This window comes from Myxococcus sp. RHSTA-1-4 (assembly GCF_020037125.1).
Classification (GTDB): domain Bacteria; phylum Myxococcota; class Myxococcia; order Myxococcales; family Myxococcaceae; genus Myxococcus.
This window is the reverse complement of sequence record NZ_JAIQDG010000012.1, coordinates 189,499-205,403: the sequence shown is the minus strand read 5'-3', so window position 1 is coordinate 205,403 and position 15,905 is coordinate 189,499. Positions and strand designations below refer to the sequence as shown.

Here is a 15,905-nt window from a genome sequence, read left to right as displayed (position 1 = left end):
ACCGGTGGTCCAGGTGTTCGCGGACGACGACACCAATGACCCGCTCATCGCGGCGCATCTACCGGAGCTCCGGCCTGCCGCTGAGAGGCTTGGGGGGGCGCCAGCGCTCGCGCCGCTCAAGGGCCCGAGGGCGGCGCCGCCTCCTGCTCCCAGAGCCGCGAGCGCGAAGCCGTCAGCACCCAGAGCAGGTGGCGCTGCTCGTCGGCGAAGTTGCGGTCGAGGAGGGCGCGTGTCCTGGCATCCCAGTTCTCCTTCAGCGCCCGCTCGTAGGCCCGGTTGGTGATCTGCTCGCCGTCCACCGTGGCGGTGATGAGCTCCTCGATGCTCATCTGGGAGCGGATGGGCGTGAAGCCGTGGCGCTCGCAGCTCTCGACGCTGCCCCGGGGCTGCTCCCGCTTGCCACCCAGCGCCTCAATGCAGTCATTGAGCTCCCGGACATGGCGCAGGTGGTCGGAGCGGAACTCCATCAGCGACTGCTCTATCTGCGGAGACCGGAGGGTCTTCAGCACCGCGTCGTAGAGGGCGATGGCATCCAGGTCGATGTGCAGCAGGTCCTTGAGGGTGGAGAGGAGCTGAGAGTCCGTTTGCTGTGCCATGAGGTGTATCTCCCGCGTTGACGCCGGAGGTCCTTCCGGGCGCCGCGAGAAAAGGTCGGCACCTCGGAAGGCGCACACCACCGGCCTCCGGGGACAGGCTGCCTTCGGAGACGCTCGGGGGGCGATGGCTCGCCAGGCCGCCCTCCCACCGGGGAGCCGCGCGCTCGATGCCCGGCTTCCAGCGAGCGGCTGATGCCCGTGCCGCGGGGCTACTTCCGGCCGGGGCTCAGCCACGGGGCCCGGCCGGGAGCCACCCACGGCGCCCATCTCCTGAGGGGACGGGCGCGCGGGACTTCGACGGCGGCTACTTCACCTGGGTGACCTTGTTGTTCACGCCGGTGCGGGTGACCTTCGGCTTCGACTTGCCGTGCCCGCGCTTGTAGGTGACGGTGTTGGCCGTGCCCTCCACGGTGATGGCGCGAACGGCCTCCGCCTTCACGTTGTTGCCGGAGCCGCTCACGGTGATGCTCTTGCACTCACCGGTCAGGGTGACGGTGTTGGACGCGCCGGTGACCTGCACCTCGGTGCTCGGCGTGCAGCGGTGCGTGGAGGTCTCTCCGGAGCCGGTGACTTCGATGGTGCCCTCGTCCGCCTCGTCGGACGCGGGCTCCACGTCGCCGCCCTGCGCCTGCACGGTGGTGTCGCCGGTCCGCACGTCGGCGTTGCCATCCTGGGTGTTCACCTCCGTGTCACCCGTGCGCACCTTGACGCTGCCGTCCCTGCCCACCTTCACCGAGGTGGGGCCCTGCGCACCGGCGGTCATCGGACCCAAGACACACGCCATCACCACGAACACTGCTGCGCCCAGCTTCTTGCTCATATGTTGATTCCCCTGATGCGGTGCGGACTGACCCATGTCTCCGCGCCGGCTGGACCCATCGACGCCGTGGGCGGCTTCCCATTCAATCCATCCACCAGCAGACAGGTCGCGATGTCTCATAGTGCTACGCGCACCGGGAGCGCCAGCCCCCCCACGAGCCCTCGCGCCCCGGCTGTTGGGGCCCCAAGAAGGGCTCCTGCTCAGTACATGGTGCGCCGGGTGAAGCCGGCGAGCGCCGCCAGCGGCAGCACCGAGCGCGGCAGGTACGGGAGCCTCCACATTCCGCCGTGATTGGCGCCCTGCATGATGAGCTCCAGCGGGTGGCGCAGCGGCACCTGGGGGTTGGAGAGCGCCGCCGGGTTGCGCAGGTCGTGCACCCACAGCGCGGCCATGAGCGCGTTGGTGGTGGCGGGCTCGAAGATTTCGACGCCGAAGGAGGAGGCGCCTCGGAAGCCCGCGGCCAGCAGCGGGTTCTTCACTACCGAGTGCGTGGCGGTGGACGGCGCGACGTTGATGGACACGCGCTGCCCCGCCGCGCGGGTGGCGATGGCGCGCCACTGCTGGAGCCGCTTGGCCAGCGCGTAGTTGGGGCCCTGCTGGAGGATGATGCAGTCGACCGTGCCGTAGCGCTGGCCGTTGCTGCTCTCGATGATGCGGCTGGTGTTCGGCTGGAACAGGGCGCCGCGGCTCACGCCGCGCAGGGTGGCCTGGGCCGCGCGCCCGAGCGCCGCCCGCTTCCCATAGCGCTCGGCCGCCGCGCGGCAGACTTCCTCGGGCACGGCGAACACGTCCGTCGGCGTCGCCATGTACGCCAGCGACGTGCCGGGCCGCGCCTCACCGAGCGTGGTGACGATGGCGTCCATCGCCACCGACACGCGCACGTGCCGCTCGCCGTCGAGGTAGGCGAGGGAGGCGATGTCCAGGTCCCCGGGAAGTGACTTCAGCCAGGCGGCGATTTCCGGCGCCTGGGTGAGCAGGTCCGCGCCCGCCTCGGCGCGCACGTGCTCGGGGCCGTCCCCCGCGGGCGCGGTGGTGGCGACGGGCGCGAGGAGCCGGCCGTTGCCCGTGGCCGCGAGCTCCACGAGGCGCTGCCACACGCGCGGGCGCCGCAGGTCCACCGCGGCCACATTCGCGCGCCAGCGCATGAGCCAGGGGTACGGGCCCGCCTCCGAGGCCGCTCCGAGCAGCACCAGCGTCCGGTCGGAGAGGTCCAGCCACTCCGGGTTGCGCTGCACCTGGCGGAGCGCCTCGGCGTGCGAGGGCTCCATCACGCCCGCGCGCTCCCACTGGTCCAACTGCCGCAGGAGCGTGTCTCCGGAGAGCGTCTGCCCCCGGTACGGCACCTCCCACGTCGCGGGCGCCGTGCGGTCTCTGCCTTCGAGCGTGGCGGTGCGGAAGCCCTCCGCCGAGGGGGAGGCCATGGCTCCGTCAATCGTGAAGGGCTGCCCGTCGCGCCAGAACTGGAACGCACGCCGCGTCGCGTCGAGGCCGGCGCGCGCGATGGTGATGGCATTCTCGGGGCTCTCGAGCGAGCGCTCCACCAGTTGACGGACGTAGTGGGGATAGCGCTCACGCCACCGCCGCTCCGCGCGCAGCTCTCGTGAGGCCTCGGCGCCCGTGGCCTCGAAGGCCGCCTCGAAGACGGCCCGCGCCGTCTCGGTGGTGCTGCGCCGCCCGTCCGGGGTGGAGGGAAACTGAATGCCGCTATCGCTGACGCTCGTCATCCGGCCAGCATGTACAGGCGCCGGTTTCGTCGTTCAATGACGGAGTGCCCTTGTGTTCTGCTCGGGAATTGCCCGTCGGAGAGCGGCCGGGTGAATCCTTTTTCCGCGGTCCCGACTCCTACGTTGCACAGGCCTTCCACGAAGGAGCCACCCCATGCGCATCCAGCATTTCTTCGACCCGCAGACCTTTACCCTGACTTACGTGGTGTATGAGCCGGCCACTGGCGACGCGGTGGTCATCGACCCGGTGCTGGACTACGACCCGGCCTCTTCACAGACGTCCACCGGGTCGGTCGAGGCGGTGGCCGCCTTCCTGGAGCGCGAGCGGCTGAAGCTCCGCTATGTGCTGGAGACGCACGCCCACGCCGACCATCTGTCCGGCTCCCAGTTCCTCAAGCGCCGCTTTGGTGCGCCGGTGGCCATCGGTGAGCGCATCCGGGAGGTACAGGCCACCTTCCAGGCGCTCTTCGACCTTCCGGCGGACGTCCCCACCGACGGGAGCCAGTTCGACCGGCTGCTGGCCGACGGGGAGGAGTTCCAGGCCGGAGCCCTGCGCATCCGCGTCATCGCCACGCCGGGCCATACCCCCGCCTGCGTCAGCTACCTCATCGGTGATGCGGTCTTCACCGGGGACGCGCTCTTCATGGAGGACTCCGGCACTGGCCGGTGCGACTTCCCCCGGGGCAGCGCGACGGACCTGTACCACTCGGTGCACGACCGGCTGTACTCGCTGCCGGACGCCACGCGCGTCTTCGTGGGCCATGACTACCAGCCCGAGGGCCGTCCCCTGCGCTTCGAGACGACCATCGGCGCCTCGAAGCAGGGCAACTCGCAGCTCAAGGCCTCCACCTCGAAGGAGGAGTACGTGCGCTTCCGCACCACGCGCGACGCCACGCTGAAGGCGCCGCGGCTGCTGCTGCCCAGCGTGCAGGTGAACGTGGATGCCGGCCGCCTGCCCCGGCCCCACGCCAACGGCAATCGCTACCTGCACATGCCCGTCAACATCTTCGGCCCCACGGACGAGGCGGGCATCCCGCTGCCTCGCGCCTGACGTGGGCCGTGTCTCCTCCCCGCCCGGCGGGGCTCCCCGGGCCGCGCCCGGGGAGAAGGCGCACGGCGGGGAGCGGGTGGACACTTCACCCATGGCGTGACGGGCAGGGCAGGGCGCCCGCTTCTCCCGCTCGTCGCGCGCGGGCCGTCACCTCACCCGTGGCGTGACGGCCAGGGCGCCAGCTTCTCCCGTTCGTAGCGCGCGGGCCGTCACCTCACCCGTGGCGTGACGGCCAGGGCGCCAGCTTCTCCCGTTCGTAGCGCGCGAGCAGGGCGCCAAGCGCCGTGGCCTTCTGTGCGACGGCGTCCCTGCGCGAGGCCGGCACCGTTGGCGCCGGCTCGGGGAAGGGGCCATTCACGGCGAGCAGGTTGTGGGCCTCCAGCGGGTCCGTCTCCAGGTCGTACAGCTCCCACTGGTCGGACTCGACGCCGCTCGGGTCGAAGTAGCGCGACAGCTTCCAGGTGCCGCTGCGCACGCAGCGCACGTGGTTCGGCTGGCGCACCGGGCCCGGCGCCAGCTCGGGGACGTGGGGCACCGGCACGGACGCGGGCAGCGCGCCGCGCTCACCGGTGCGCAGCAGGTCCACCACCTTGCAGTAGAAGGCGTAGTTCTCCACGTCCTGGACGGAGTGCGGGTCTCCATCCGCCGGCAGCGGCTCGGTGATTTCATCGTCCGTGGCGAAGAGCACGCCCTCGCGCTCCGAGCCATCCGGCTCGCGCACGACCTGCGTCTCGCCCTTCACCACCGGGCCCAGGTCGGCGCCCACGAACGGGGGGACGACGCGGTGCAGGCGCAGCTCCTCGCGGGCCTTGTCCAGCGTCTCCCCCTGGACGCCCATGAGCCCCAGGAGCGTCGGCGCCAGGTCCACGTGGCTGGTGAGCGCATCGACCTGCCGGGGCGCCGGGTCCGAGTTGAGAGACGGGTGGCGGAACACCACCGGCACGTGCAGCGCCTCCTGGTAGGCCGCGTGCCACTTCTCAATCATCATCCCGTGGGCGCCGCCGTACTCGCCGTGGTCGGACATGAAGACGACCAGGGTGTCCTCGTGCAGCCCCACCTCCTCGAGCGTGTTCAGCACGCGGTTGATGTGCTGGTCCACGACCTGGTGCAGCCAGGCGTAGTACTGGACGAAGGCGGCGACCGAGGCCTCCGGGTCCACCGAGAGCTGGAAGGGGATGTTGGAGGCGAGGGTGAACGCAAGCGCGGCGGCCTCGGGGTTGTCGGGCTGCTTGCCCGCGGCCTGCAGCTGCTTGAGCGCGCCCATTCCCGTCCTCGACGCGAGCGCGAGCCCCACCTTGTAGGCGTAGTCCCGCTGGCACGCCGGCTTGTCGGGGCCGAGCGCCTGCGCGGCGGGAGGCGGCGGCCGGGCGCACGTGGCGTCCAGGCCGCCGGGGTTGAGCGGGAAGCGGAAGGTGCCTCCCGACGGCGGCGTGGACAGCGTGCCCTTCGCGGGGATGGGCAGCGGGCCCACCTTGGGGGCGTCCGGGTCGAGGGTGCGCGGCAGGGCCGGGTAGGTGGCGATGTCGTGGGGGTTGGCGAAGGACACCACCGCCATCCACGGGGCCTGCTCGGAGGGCGGGGGCTGCTGGAGGGGCGCCCTCGCGGTGGCGTTGGACTGGACCCGGTCGACCTCGAGGGCCAGCGCCTTGCGGCGCAGGAAGGTGCAGGCGAGGTCGGCGAAGCCGTGGTCCCGGTAGAAGGCCAGGTTGTTGGGGCTGGAGCCGTGCGGCTCGGGGTAGCTCAACTCCCAGTCCTCGAAGCCGTAGCGCGCCAGCGAGTGCTCCGGCGGGTTCGAGACGTGCCACTTGCCGAAGTAGTGGGTGCGGAAGCCGGCGGCCCGGAACCAGTGGCCCAGCGTGGGGATGCCGTCGGGCCGAAGCCAGGGGAAGGCGGCGGCGTCTCCGCTCTTGAAGACGCCGTCCGTCTGGGTGACGCCCGTCCGCGTGCCGTACTGGCCCGTCATCAGTGCGGCGCGGCTGGGGATGCAGGCCGACGTGGCGATGGTGTGGTTGCGCAGCACGACGCCGTTGCGCCGCAGCTTCACGAAGCCGGGGAACCGCGAGGCATAGGGGTTGTCCTCGCGCAGGGGCTGAAAGCCGAGCAGCTCCTTGAGGGGCTCGGCGAAGCCCCACTCCGGGCCGTAGGGGAAGCGGGGGAAGCGCATCTGGTCCACCATGAGGACCAGGAGGTTGCGGGGAGGCTTCGGGGGCTGGTGGCGCGACATGCTTCGGAGGCTCCTGGTTGAGGCGGCTCGAACCGGACGGCGCCCGGCGAGCCTATGCCGTACTGACTCGCCAGGCCCAGCCTCCGTGAACTTCAGGCGGCCACGCCGAGCAGGCGCCACGTGCCCTGGGACGCGCTCAGGCAGTCCGCGAGGAAGCGCAGGTAGCAGTCCAGCCCGCGCGAGCCGAACGCCGCCAGGCGGGGGGCCACCTCGGGACGGGTGACGAGCACCTCCTCCATCATCCGCTCGTTCAGCGCCGTATGGCCCACGTCCACGGCGGCGTGCTCGTTGAGGAAGGAGAGCTGGTCCAGCGTCTGCTGGCCGAGCACCTTCTTCACCTGCGCCAGGATGCGGGGCACCAGCACCACCGCCAGGTAGCCGACCTCGTACTCGATGGCGGCCTGGCCGAGCGGCAGGTCGCCGTGGATGGCCTCGTCATGCACCTGCCGGTACTGGCGCATGGCCTCCGTGGGCGCCTGGGCCACCAGGGCGTCCGCGTCGAGCTGCTGCGCGTAGCGCGCATTCCACCGGTGCACCAGCACCCGCGCGTCCTCGATGGTCATCAGGTGGTGGCCGGCCTCGTGCCTCGCGTGGGTGATGAGCGCCCGGCCGAGCCTCGCCTGCCCCAGCGCGATGCAGCGCTCGCCCGCGCCGCGAATCCAGCCCTCCACCGGCTCCGTCATGTACGCCCCTCGCGCGGACCACTCGATGAGGAAGCGCTCCAGCAGGGCCGGAGAGATGTCCGGCGCCAGCAGCGTGCGCACCACGGGCTCCGTGTCGAGGCGTGCGCGGGTCTCCAGGGCGTGCGGCAGGTACTGCGTCTTCATCAGGCTCATGACGGCTCCTTCTCGGTGTTGGCGGTGGGCAGACGGCTCACCGTCTGCTCGTGGATGTGCTCCAGGAACCCGGGGGCGAGGTCGGAGGGGATGACCCACAGGTACGGCTTCGCCTCCGGGGCCTCGTCCCGCAGGCGGGCCGCCTCGGCGTCACCGTCCTCCTCGCTCAGGAAGACGAAGCCGTCGCGGCCCCGGCGGGCGTACCAGCGGCGCGCGGCGTCCAGCAGCGCCGGATAGGCTTCGCGCCCTCCGGCGGAGAGTGGGAACAGGCGCGCGGAATCCAGCAGGCGGAAGGGGTTCGTTCCCAGCGGCCCCACCTCCAGCACCGCCGCCGCCACGGGTGTCCTCCCGCGGCGCGCCACCACCACGTGCCGCTCGCGCTCCAGCCCCGCGGCACGCCACGGCCGGGCCGCCTCCTCCAGGTCCAGGGCCTCGGGGCCCAGGTCCAGGGCCTCGACGTAGCAGGCGGGGCGGGTGCGGGAAATCTCCTCCGCGAGCAGGGCCCGCTCACCGGCCGTCGCGGGACCGACCTCCAGCCCCCGCGCGTCCTGGCCGCTCGGCGCGTCGCAGGTGACGTCGAGCATCCTCAGCGGACGCAGGAGCACGCGGCCCGTGCCGGCCATCCGCTCGACGAAGCCGACGTGCGCGCGGTGGATGAAGGGCACCGTCGATTCGATGTAGGCCGCCAGCCACCGGAAGCCGGGGTCGCCCTGGGCGTGCGCCACCATGCACGTGTAGAGGTCCCGCAGCATCTGCCCCGGCACGCGCTCGAACCGGGAGCCGCCCTGACGTTTGGCGAGCTGGTGAGTCAGCCACAGGGAGCGGTACGGCTTCATGACGGAGAAGGTCGCTTCCACGCCCCGCTCGGACGTCCACGCGGCCTGGCACAGGAGCCGGGACAGCTCCGGGGCTCGCCGCCCCAGCTCGATGAAGCTCGCGCGCCGTGACTCGAACCACGCCACCGACCTGCCGGCCAGTTCGAAGTAGCCCGAGTCGATGAAGAGCCGCCATATCTCCTCCACCAGGGCGCCGTCGGTGCGCGTCGCGGGGAGGAGTGCTTGTTTCACCAGCTCCCGCCCGCGCTCCGCGTCGAGGCGGTCCAGCGGTTCCGCTCGGAGGTCACGGGCCTTGGAATGCCACGATGTCTCGGGCGACGGGCGGACCCGTGCCTGGGCGTGATGCTCCCTCAAGCTGCCTCCCTCGTTGTGTACGGGTTCGCGCGCGACCTCTCCCGGGCTGATGGGTGGACGTGGCCTGTGCCGTGACAGGTCCCGTCCGCGAGCCGCGCACGAAATTCATACGGAGAAAGCCTCGAGGTCTGGTTGTTTCATGCGGCTCGCGTGGCCCGCAGCAGCCCCTCCTGGACGAGGCGGCGGCACAAGGTCACCCGGGCCTCCTCGGTCAACGTCGCTGGCAAATCCCGAATCCGGAATCGGGATTGCTCCAGGACGTACCGCAGCGCGGGCTCGCAGAAGGCCGGCGCCACCAGGGAGCCGCCGTTGAAGCTCAGGCTCACCTCGTCACCGCTCCGGGTGAGCACGCCGGAGTGCCCCGGCCGGCATTCCAGCTCGCTGTCCGGACGCAGCGCGCCGAGGTGCTCCAGGGAGCTCAGGTAGCCCCCCGGCCCCAGGCCCACCACCTCGTCCGGCTTCAGGAGTTGTTCCTCCAGGCTTTCCAGCAGCGGCTCGAGCGGGCCCAGTGCGCCGAGGTCCTCCGACAGCCGCGCGGCGATGGCCTGGAGCGAGGGCGCCTGTCGCGCGCCTCGGGCGCCGGCGGGCGCCACCGAGCGGCGCCAGTGGACATGCCGCTGGACCACGGTGCGGACGAGCGCGGAGAGCACCGCCTCCATGAGCACCGGCCGGAGCCCAATCGACAGGTGGACGGAGCAGCAGTCCCCGGTCACCGCCGAGTGCGGAACGCCCCTCGGCAGGTACAGCAGGTCCCCCGCCGACAGCTCGAGTTCCCGTACGGGGGCTCCCCAGCCATGGGCCTCTCCACGCGGTGGCGTCTTGCTGCCTTCGAGCGGCAGCTCCTCCTGCACCGCGTACAGGCGCCACCGCTTCCGGCCGGACGTCTGCAGCACGAGGACGTCGTGGCCGTCATGGTGGGTGCCGAAGCCCTGCGATTCCGGGCCGGTGATGTATGCGTTGCCATTGGCGTAGCACCGGAAGCGGCGCTGCACGGCATCCACGAGCGCGTGCACCGCGGGCCAGTGCCGGTGCACTCCATTGAGGTTGAGGGTGTAGCCCTCGCGGAAGGCCTGGTACACCACCTGGGGCGGAGCCTCCTCATGCTCGTGGAAGACGATGTCTGGTTTTCCGCGGGCCACCAGCCGCAGCTCGTTTCCGCGCGGCTTGACGGCGAAGAGGTACTGCTCGACCTCGTCCAATCCAAACAACCCGGAGTAGTGGCCGGGGGCGTGGCGCTGGAGGTGGAGCGGCTCCTTCTCCCAGTACGCCTCCATGAAGGTGGGCAGGGAGATGGGGTCGAGCAGCCTGGAGATGACGCGGTCGAGGTCGGACATGATGTGGCTCCTCACGGATGGGCAATGACCAGGAGGCTGGGGACCCGGGCCGCGACGCACTGGTAGCAGCGGCGCAGCGTCTCGGGGTCGAGCGCGGCGAAGCTCTCGTCCAGCACCAGGAGGTCCGCCTGTTGAATCAGCGCCCGGGCGATGAAGAGGCGGCTGCGCTCTCCGTGCGAGAGCTGCCAGCCCGTCTCTCCGACGATTTGCATGATGCCGGCCGGCATCCGCTCCAGGAGCTCTCCCAGCCCCAGCTCCTGGCAGATGGCCGTCGCCAGCTCGAGGTCCTCCGGACGCGGCGGCCACTCGCGGCTCATCAGCAGGTTGAACGCGAGCGTGCCGGAGAACACATGGTTCTCATGGAACTGGGGCGCGGCGACGACGCCGTTCCTCCAGCGGTCGGGCCCGAGTGTGCGCCGGTCGAGCCCGTGCAGCAGCAGCAGGCCCGCCTGGGGCTGGCGCAGTCCGGCCAGCAGCGCGCCCAGGGTGGACTTGCCTCCTCCGGACGGCCCTTCGAGGAGGAGGTGCTCGCCCCGGTGGACGCGCAGGTCGCAGCCGCGCAGCACGGGCTCGCCCCGCTCCTGGTAGCGGAAGACCAGGTTCTGCGCTTCGAGCAGCACCTCCGGCTCCGCGCGTGAGGCCATGCCGGGGCGCAGGGGGACGGTGTTTCCTTCCCGTGCCTCGACACGGGCGGGCAGCGGAGCGGACAGCACCGGCAGGGCGGCCTCTTCCGTCCGGCTCGCGGCGTGGAAGAGCCCGGCGAGCTGCTTCCAGGCGCTGCCCGACTCCGCGAGGGCGGACAGGCCCACCACCAGCCGGCTGAAGGCGCGGTACGCCAGCAACACCCCGCCCACGCCCACCGCGAGCGCCACCGGGGAGCCGTTTCCGAGCGCGAGCGAGAGCGACAGCCCGAGGACGCCCAGCAGCAGCCAGCCTCGCGGCATCAGGCCGGTGAGCAGCACCTCGCGCCGGTCCAGGTGCTCCGAGACGCGCTGGTAGTGTTCGAGCGCCTCGTCCTCACCCTCGTGCCAGCGCTCCCGGGACTCCTGCGCCAGGCGGGTGCGGTGGCCCACCATGCGCTCGATGAGGTCGTTGGTCATGCTCACACGCGAGGCGTTCCAGCGCTGGCGGGACTGGATGCAGCGCCAGCCGCCCACCAGGGTGAGCGCGGTCCACCCGAGCAGCAGCAGGGCCGGCACCGGACCCGCTCCGACCGCCAGCACCACCCCGGCGAAGAGCAGCTCAATCAGCGCGAGGAGCCCCGCCAGCCCGCCATTCAGCGCCAGCGTCTCGAACGCCTCGGCTTCGAGCACACGCCCCAGGAGCTGGCCCGCCCCCTGGCCGCGGACCTGCTCCACGTCCATGCGCAGCGCTCCGGCGAGCAGGCGTTGCTTCAGCAGACCTCCGCCCCGGATGCTCAGCCGCGCGGACAGCCACTGCGCCAGCATCTGCACCGGCACCTGGGTGAGCAGCAGCATCGCCCAGGCGAGGAGCCAGCCCCGGTCCACCCGGCCCATCAGCAGGCCCTTGCCGATGAGCCACCAGGCCAGCAGGCCCAACGTGTACTGCGTGACGTGAGCCGCGATGAGCAGCGCGAGCTGGCCGGGGATTCGGGCCTGCTGGAGCTGCGTGCGGAAGGCCCGTCCGGGCGGGAGTCGCAGCAACCAGCCCACGTCGAGCCACAGCGTGCCCAGCCGCTCGCCCAGGAGCAGCGTCCGGACCTGGTCGCGGCGGCGGGCGGGGACCTGGGCCTGTTCGAGCAGTGCGTCCACGGAGGGCCGCAGGGGCGTCTCGAGCTCCTGGCAGAGCGCGCCGTGCAGCGATTTCCATTCAATGGATTCCACTCGCGAGAGCGGCGTCAGCACGCGCAGCCGGCCCCGGCGCGCTCCCAGCAGCACCAGCACCTCCGGCTCGCCCTCTCCGGGCAGCCGCACCAGTGCCGGCCCGGCCCGGCGCAGCAGGTGGGGCAGCTCCGCGTAGCGCGTCCCGATGGGCTCCGCCTCGAAGCCCAGGAAGGTGGCGGCGGACTCAATCCAGGGACCGATGGGGTGCTCGCCACGGCGCAGCGGCGCGTCGGGGACGGGCATCCGCGAGACGGGCCGGCCCGGCATCCCGCTGTGATGGGCGAGCCGCTGGAGGGCCTCCCCCAGCCTGGCGGCGGGCCATGCGAGTGTTGACAGGGCAGGTGTCATCCCACGGCCTCCTTTGGCCACTCCTGCTCCGGCCGCTCTCGCGGCGCGGTCTCGATGAGGCCGTCCTCCATCCGGATGCGGGTCCACCCGGCGCCGGACCAGACCTCGGCCTTCGCCTGGGCCTCGGCCTCCAGCAGGGCCCGGTACCGGGAGCCCGGCATGGCGGCCAGCTCGGCGGGCTCGCCGTGCTCGACCACGCGGCCGGCCTCCACCACCAGCACCCGGTCGAAGCCTCGCGTCTCGGCCACGTCGTGGGTGATGCACAGCATCGTCGCGTCCGCCCACAGCCGGCGGGCCCGCTCCAGCAGCTCGTGGCGCTTCACCCGGTCCAGTCCCCGGAAGGGCTCGTCGAGGAGGGCCAGCCGGACGCCGGGCCGGAGCAGGGCGCGGCCGAAGCGCATGCGCTGGCCTTCTCCGCCGGAGACTCGTGCGCCCCCTTCACCCAGCGCCGTCTGGAGCCCATCCGGCAGGGTCTCCAGCACGGACAGCAGGTCCGCCGTCGCGATGACCGGACTGAGCGACGTGGGCAGCTCCGACGCGGCGCCGTAGGTGAGGTTGTCCAGGAAGGAGCGGTTCCAGAGGTGCACGGACGGGTCCACCCAGGCGGTCTCCCTCCGGAGCCGCTCCAGTCCGGCACCGTCGAGGGGGACACCGTCGACGCGCAGCGTCCCCTCGGAGACGCGCTGCCAGCCGACCAGCAGCCCGGCCAGGCTGGACTTGCCGGCGCCGGAGGGACCCACGATGGCCACGTGGGAGCCCGGGGCGATGGAGAGGTCCACGTCCTGGAGCACCGAGTGCCCGCCCGCGCGGACCGCCACCTGCTGGAAGTCCACGGCCACGCCCGGCTCCCGGCGCTCCGCGTGAGTGAGGCCCGGTGTGTTCGCGGGGGCGTGTGCATCGTCCAACGCGCCGAGCGGCTCCAGCAGGCGGAGGGTGACGTTCCGGTGCAGCGGGTACTGCCGCGCGAGCTGAGCCAGCTTCTGTCCCAGCATCGGCAGGTTGAGCGTCCAGTACAGGAACAGCAGGGAGCTGCTCAGCGAGGCGGTCCTCGCCAGGTGCCCGAAGACGAGCGCCACCGCGAGTCCCAGCCCGGCCAGCGCCAGCAGGCCCTCCGCCACCACCGACACCCGCTGCATGGCCACGCCCGAGCGTGCCCACTCCACGACGTGTCCCTCGTGCTCGCGGCGGAGCGCGCGCTCCGCGCCGTGCGCGCGCACCGAGACGAGGCCGAGCAGCGCGTCGAGGTAGAACCGCGAGAGCATGGCGCCATGGCTGCGCACCCGCAGCTCGCGCTCGGCGAGCACCGGCTGGAGGGCGAGCGGCGCGAGGAGTGCCACCAGCATGAGGCCCACGGCCAGCGGGGCGGCGGCGGGGTCGAGCAGGATGAGGCCCGCGGTGGTCAGGAGCAGCTCGAAGGCGCTGAGGACGAGCTGGCCTCCCAGCCCGGGCAACAGGCGCAGCCGGTGCAGGCTGTGGCAGCGCTCGGCCATGTCCGAGTGGGGCCGGCTGCTGAAGTAGCGGTCGTGCATCCTCGGGAGCTTTTCGAGGAAGGCCATCCGGAAGCGGACCTCGAGCCTCCGTCCCAGCCGCCGCATGGACAGGCCATTCAGCAGGTCCAACCCCAGGCAGAGGGAGAGGAAGAAGCAGAGCGCCAGCAGGGCTTCGAGCCACTGGGATACCAGGCTGAGCCGGCCGCTGACCTCGAGCAGCCCACGGAGGAGGAGCGCCTCTCCGAGGGTGCCGAAGGCGGCCAGCGCGAGGCCGGCGATGAGCGCGGCGGGCGCGAGCAGGCCATCGGCGCGCAACATCCGCAGCAGCTCGTGTCCGGGCCGGGGCGGAGGCTCGGCCAGCGCGGCGGCGAGCTCGGGAGGCAGGTCCGCTTGGGGCGGCGAAGTCTCGGCGGTGGTCTCCTCCGGCCGGGAGGTCTGCCGCCGTCCGGCCGTGTGAACGACGACGGCGCCGCGGAAGACGAGCCGCGGCTCCTCTTCCTCTTCGCCCGGGAGGGGAATGACCGGCCAGTAGGGGGGCGCCACGGTGACGGGCCCGAACGGCGGCTCCCGCAGGGCCTGAGTGAAGAACGTGTCCACGGCCCGGGCGGCGGGGCGTCCCGCCGACAGCCCACCGGACCGCACGAGGTAGCCGACCATCTTCCGCGTGGCCTCCAGCGCCGCGAGCGAGTGCCACCCGCAATCCGCCAGCGCGACACGCTGGTGTCCGTCAATCTCCTCGTCACTCAACCCGAGGTCCCGGAGTTGGCCCCGGAGCACGGCGAGCGAGGTCGCGGAGCCCGCCCAGTCCCTCCAGACGGAAGCGGGAAGGGCGGTGGTGTGGAGGTAGAGCTCGCCGATGAAGGACCGCAGCGGCACCCAGCGGCGTCCCCGGCTGGGGTCCATCACCTGCACGAGCCTGCCGTGCCGCCGCCACACCACCACGAAGTGGGTGGCGCCGCTCGGGAGCTGCACCACCACGACGGCGGGCAGCGTCCCCGCGGCCGGCTCCAGCAGGTGGTCGGCGGGGACGAGCGTCTGCTCGGCTTCGAGTCCGCACCGCCGCGCCACCTCTTCCAGCGTGTCGATGGACGTTCCATCGACATCCGTCTGGCACGCCTCGCGAAGCCGGCCGTAGCTGACCGGAATGCCGAAGCCTTCGAGCAGGCACTTGAGGGCCGCGGGGCCGCAGTCCATCCAGGAGGACTGGATGACCTCTGGAGCGAGGCGCCGGCGGCCGTCCGTGGGGCGAAGGCGAATCATGACGCGCCTCCCCGCGCCGCGGCGGGCGGACGCGAAGCGGCGCCCAGCCGCTGTCCCGCCGCGCGGAGAATCAGCGTCGCCGGCGAGAGGTCATCCACCGCGACCTCCAGCGTGCCGGGCAGGCCGTGCTGCCGCGGAATGTGGGGGCTGCTGCCGGGCCGGAGCTGGCACTCCACCCGGACCTTTCCGTCCCGCGCCTCCGACGCGAGCGTGCTGACCGTGGCCGTGAGGGTGCCGTACTCCGCCCACGGGAAGCCCTGGAGCCGCAGCCGCGCCGTCTGTCCGGGACGGATGCGCCCCAGCGCGTCGGAGGGGGCGAAGTCGGCCACGATGCGGAGCTGGCCGGGCGGAATCAGCACCGCCAGCTTGTCCCCGCGCCCCACCTCCGAGCCGGGCTGGAGCCTCGCCACCTCGCCCACCTGGCCGCTCGCGGGCGCACGCAGGACGAACTGCTCCAGCTCGTGGGTGAGGGACGCGATGCGCGCCTTGGAGGTGGTGATCTGTCCCTCCATGGCGGCCAGCTCCCGCTCGAGCCGTGCCACCTGGGCCAGGCCCTCACTCTGCTGGTTCAGGCGCTCCGACTGGAGCCGGCCGGCCTCCTGCTCGAGGGCCTCCAGCGAGGCCCGCCGCTTCTCGTGCTCGGACTTCACGCGGAGGTACTCCAGCTCGCCGATGGCCTGCTTCTTCAGGAGTGGCTCGAGCCGCTGTTGCTCCTCCGCGGCGAAGGACAGCGCGGCCCGCGCCTCACGCTGCCGGGCGCGTGCCTCGCTCAGCTTCGCGCCCGAGGCCAGCCGGCTCGCCCCCAGCGCGCTCCGCTGGGCCTCCAGCTCGCTGCGCAGCGTGTCCACTTGAGGGAGCAGCGTCTCCAGGCGTGCCTGCTCCTCCTGGAGCTTGAGGCGTTGTCCGCTCGAATCGAGCTCCAGGAGCACCTCGCCCTTCTCCACGTGCCGGCCGATGTCCAGGCGGCTCGTGATGACGCGGCCGTCCACCTGGGCCTCCACGGGAAAGACGGCCTTGTCCACCTCGAGCCGGGCGTTCTCGGAGACCTCGTACACGGTGACTCGCGAGCACACGAGCCACACGAGCCAGGTGCAGGTCAGGAGCGCCACCAGCGCGAGGGCCCACCCGGGCCGTCGAAAGCCATCCTCGTCGAGGGCACGCAGGGAGTGGGAGAAGTTCGCCGGCACG

Annotated in this window: 11 protein-coding genes; 1 reads left to right on the top strand and 10 read right to left on the bottom strand. The window is 72.1% G+C overall.

Annotation, left to right across the window (positions count from 1 at the left end):
• Positions 1-116: 116 nt before the first annotated feature.
• The 3 genes from K8638_RS18585 to K8638_RS18575 form a co-directional block, all read right to left on the bottom strand.
• A complete protein-coding gene (locus K8638_RS18585; RefSeq protein WP_223755883.1) occupies positions 117-596 on the bottom strand; it encodes a ferritin-like domain-containing protein in 480 nt (159 codons plus the stop codon).
• 304 nt (positions 597-900) lie between these two features.
• The gene (locus K8638_RS18580; protein WP_223755882.1) at positions 901-1,416 is read right to left on the bottom strand and encodes a DUF3060 domain-containing protein; all 516 of its coding nucleotides are present in this window, start codon (positions 1,414-1,416) and stop codon (positions 901-903) included.
• A 200-nt stretch (positions 1,417-1,616) separates the two neighbouring features.
• Positions 1,617-3,140, bottom strand: a complete 1,524-nt coding sequence (locus K8638_RS18575) for a hypothetical protein (protein ID WP_223755881.1) — start codon at positions 3,138-3,140, stop codon at positions 1,617-1,619.
• A 154-nt stretch (positions 3,141-3,294) separates the two neighbouring features.
• On the opposite strand from K8638_RS18575, the gene K8638_RS18570 reads away from it, so the two are divergent.
• Entirely contained in the window at positions 3,295-4,191 is an 897-nt protein-coding gene (locus K8638_RS18570; protein ID WP_223755880.1) for an MBL fold metallo-hydrolase, read from the top strand.
• 214 nt (positions 4,192-4,405) lie between these two features.
• Here the strand turns inward: K8638_RS18570 and K8638_RS18565 are convergent, their stop codons facing one another.
• The 7 genes from K8638_RS18565 to K8638_RS45240 form a co-directional block, all read right to left on the bottom strand.
• Entirely contained in the window at positions 4,406-6,415 is a 2,010-nt protein-coding gene (locus tag K8638_RS18565) for a sulfatase-like hydrolase/transferase (protein ID WP_223755879.1), read from the bottom strand.
• Positions 6,416-6,507: 92 nt separating this feature from the next.
• A complete protein-coding gene (locus K8638_RS18560) occupies positions 6,508-7,251 on the bottom strand; it encodes a hypothetical protein (RefSeq protein ID WP_223755878.1) in 744 nt (247 codons plus the stop codon).
• Entirely contained in the window at positions 7,248-8,318 is a 1,071-nt protein-coding gene (locus K8638_RS18555; RefSeq protein ID WP_223755877.1) for a hypothetical protein, read from the bottom strand. The genes K8638_RS18560 and K8638_RS18555 overlap by 4 nt, the downstream gene beginning before the upstream one ends.
• Positions 8,319-8,578: 260 nt before the next feature.
• The gene (locus tag K8638_RS18550) at positions 8,579-9,775 is read right to left on the bottom strand and encodes a cupin domain-containing protein (RefSeq protein ID WP_223755876.1); all 1,197 of its coding nucleotides are present in this window, start codon (positions 9,773-9,775) and stop codon (positions 8,579-8,581) included.
• Between the two features lie 11 nt (positions 9,776-9,786).
• Positions 9,787-11,967 (bottom strand): ATP-binding cassette domain-containing protein, encoded by a 2,181-nt coding sequence (locus tag K8638_RS18545; RefSeq protein WP_223755875.1) that lies wholly within the window; start codon positions 11,965-11,967, stop codon positions 9,787-9,789.
• Positions 11,964-14,717 (bottom strand): ATP-binding cassette domain-containing protein, encoded by a 2,754-nt coding sequence (locus tag K8638_RS18540; protein WP_223755874.1) that lies wholly within the window; start codon positions 14,715-14,717, stop codon positions 11,964-11,966. Before K8638_RS18540 ends, K8638_RS18545 begins: the two co-directional genes overlap by 4 nt.
• The gene (locus tag K8638_RS45240; protein ID WP_223755873.1) at positions 14,714-15,904 is read right to left on the bottom strand and encodes an HlyD family efflux transporter periplasmic adaptor subunit; all 1,191 of its coding nucleotides are present in this window, start codon (positions 15,902-15,904) and stop codon (positions 14,714-14,716) included. Before K8638_RS45240 ends, K8638_RS18540 begins: the two co-directional genes overlap by 4 nt.
• Between the last annotated feature and the right edge of the window lies 1 nt (position 15,905).

What these genes read in the sequence shown, in the direction of transcription:
- K8638_RS18550 (WP_223755876.1), bottom strand. Translation starts at nt 9,775, where the DNA reads ATGTCCGACCTCGACCGCGTCATCTCCAGGCTGCTCGACCCCATCTCC.
- K8638_RS18580 (WP_223755882.1), bottom strand. Translation starts at nt 1,416, where the DNA reads ATGAGCAAGAAGCTGGGCGCAGCAGTGTTCGTGGTGATGGCGTGTGTC.
- K8638_RS18540 (WP_223755874.1), bottom strand. Translation starts at nt 14,717, where the DNA reads ATGATTCGCCTTCGCCCCACGGACGGCCGCCGGCGCCTCGCTCCAGAG.
- K8638_RS18585 (WP_223755883.1), bottom strand. Translation starts at nt 596, where the DNA reads ATGGCACAGCAAACGGACTCTCAGCTCCTCTCCACCCTCAAGGACCTG.
- K8638_RS18565 (WP_223755879.1), bottom strand. Translation starts at nt 6,415, where the DNA reads ATGTCGCGCCACCAGCCCCCGAAGCCTCCCCGCAACCTCCTGGTCCTC.
- K8638_RS18545 (WP_223755875.1), bottom strand. Translation starts at nt 11,967, where the DNA reads ATGACACCTGCCCTGTCAACACTCGCATGGCCCGCCGCCAGGCTGGGG.
- K8638_RS18575 (WP_223755881.1), bottom strand. Translation starts at nt 3,140, where the DNA reads ATGACGAGCGTCAGCGATAGCGGCATTCAGTTTCCCTCCACCCCGGAC.
- K8638_RS18570 (WP_223755880.1), top strand. Translation starts at nt 3,295, where the DNA reads ATGCGCATCCAGCATTTCTTCGACCCGCAGACCTTTACCCTGACTTAC.
- K8638_RS18560 (WP_223755878.1), bottom strand. Translation starts at nt 7,251, where the DNA reads ATGAGCCTGATGAAGACGCAGTACCTGCCGCACGCCCTGGAGACCCGC.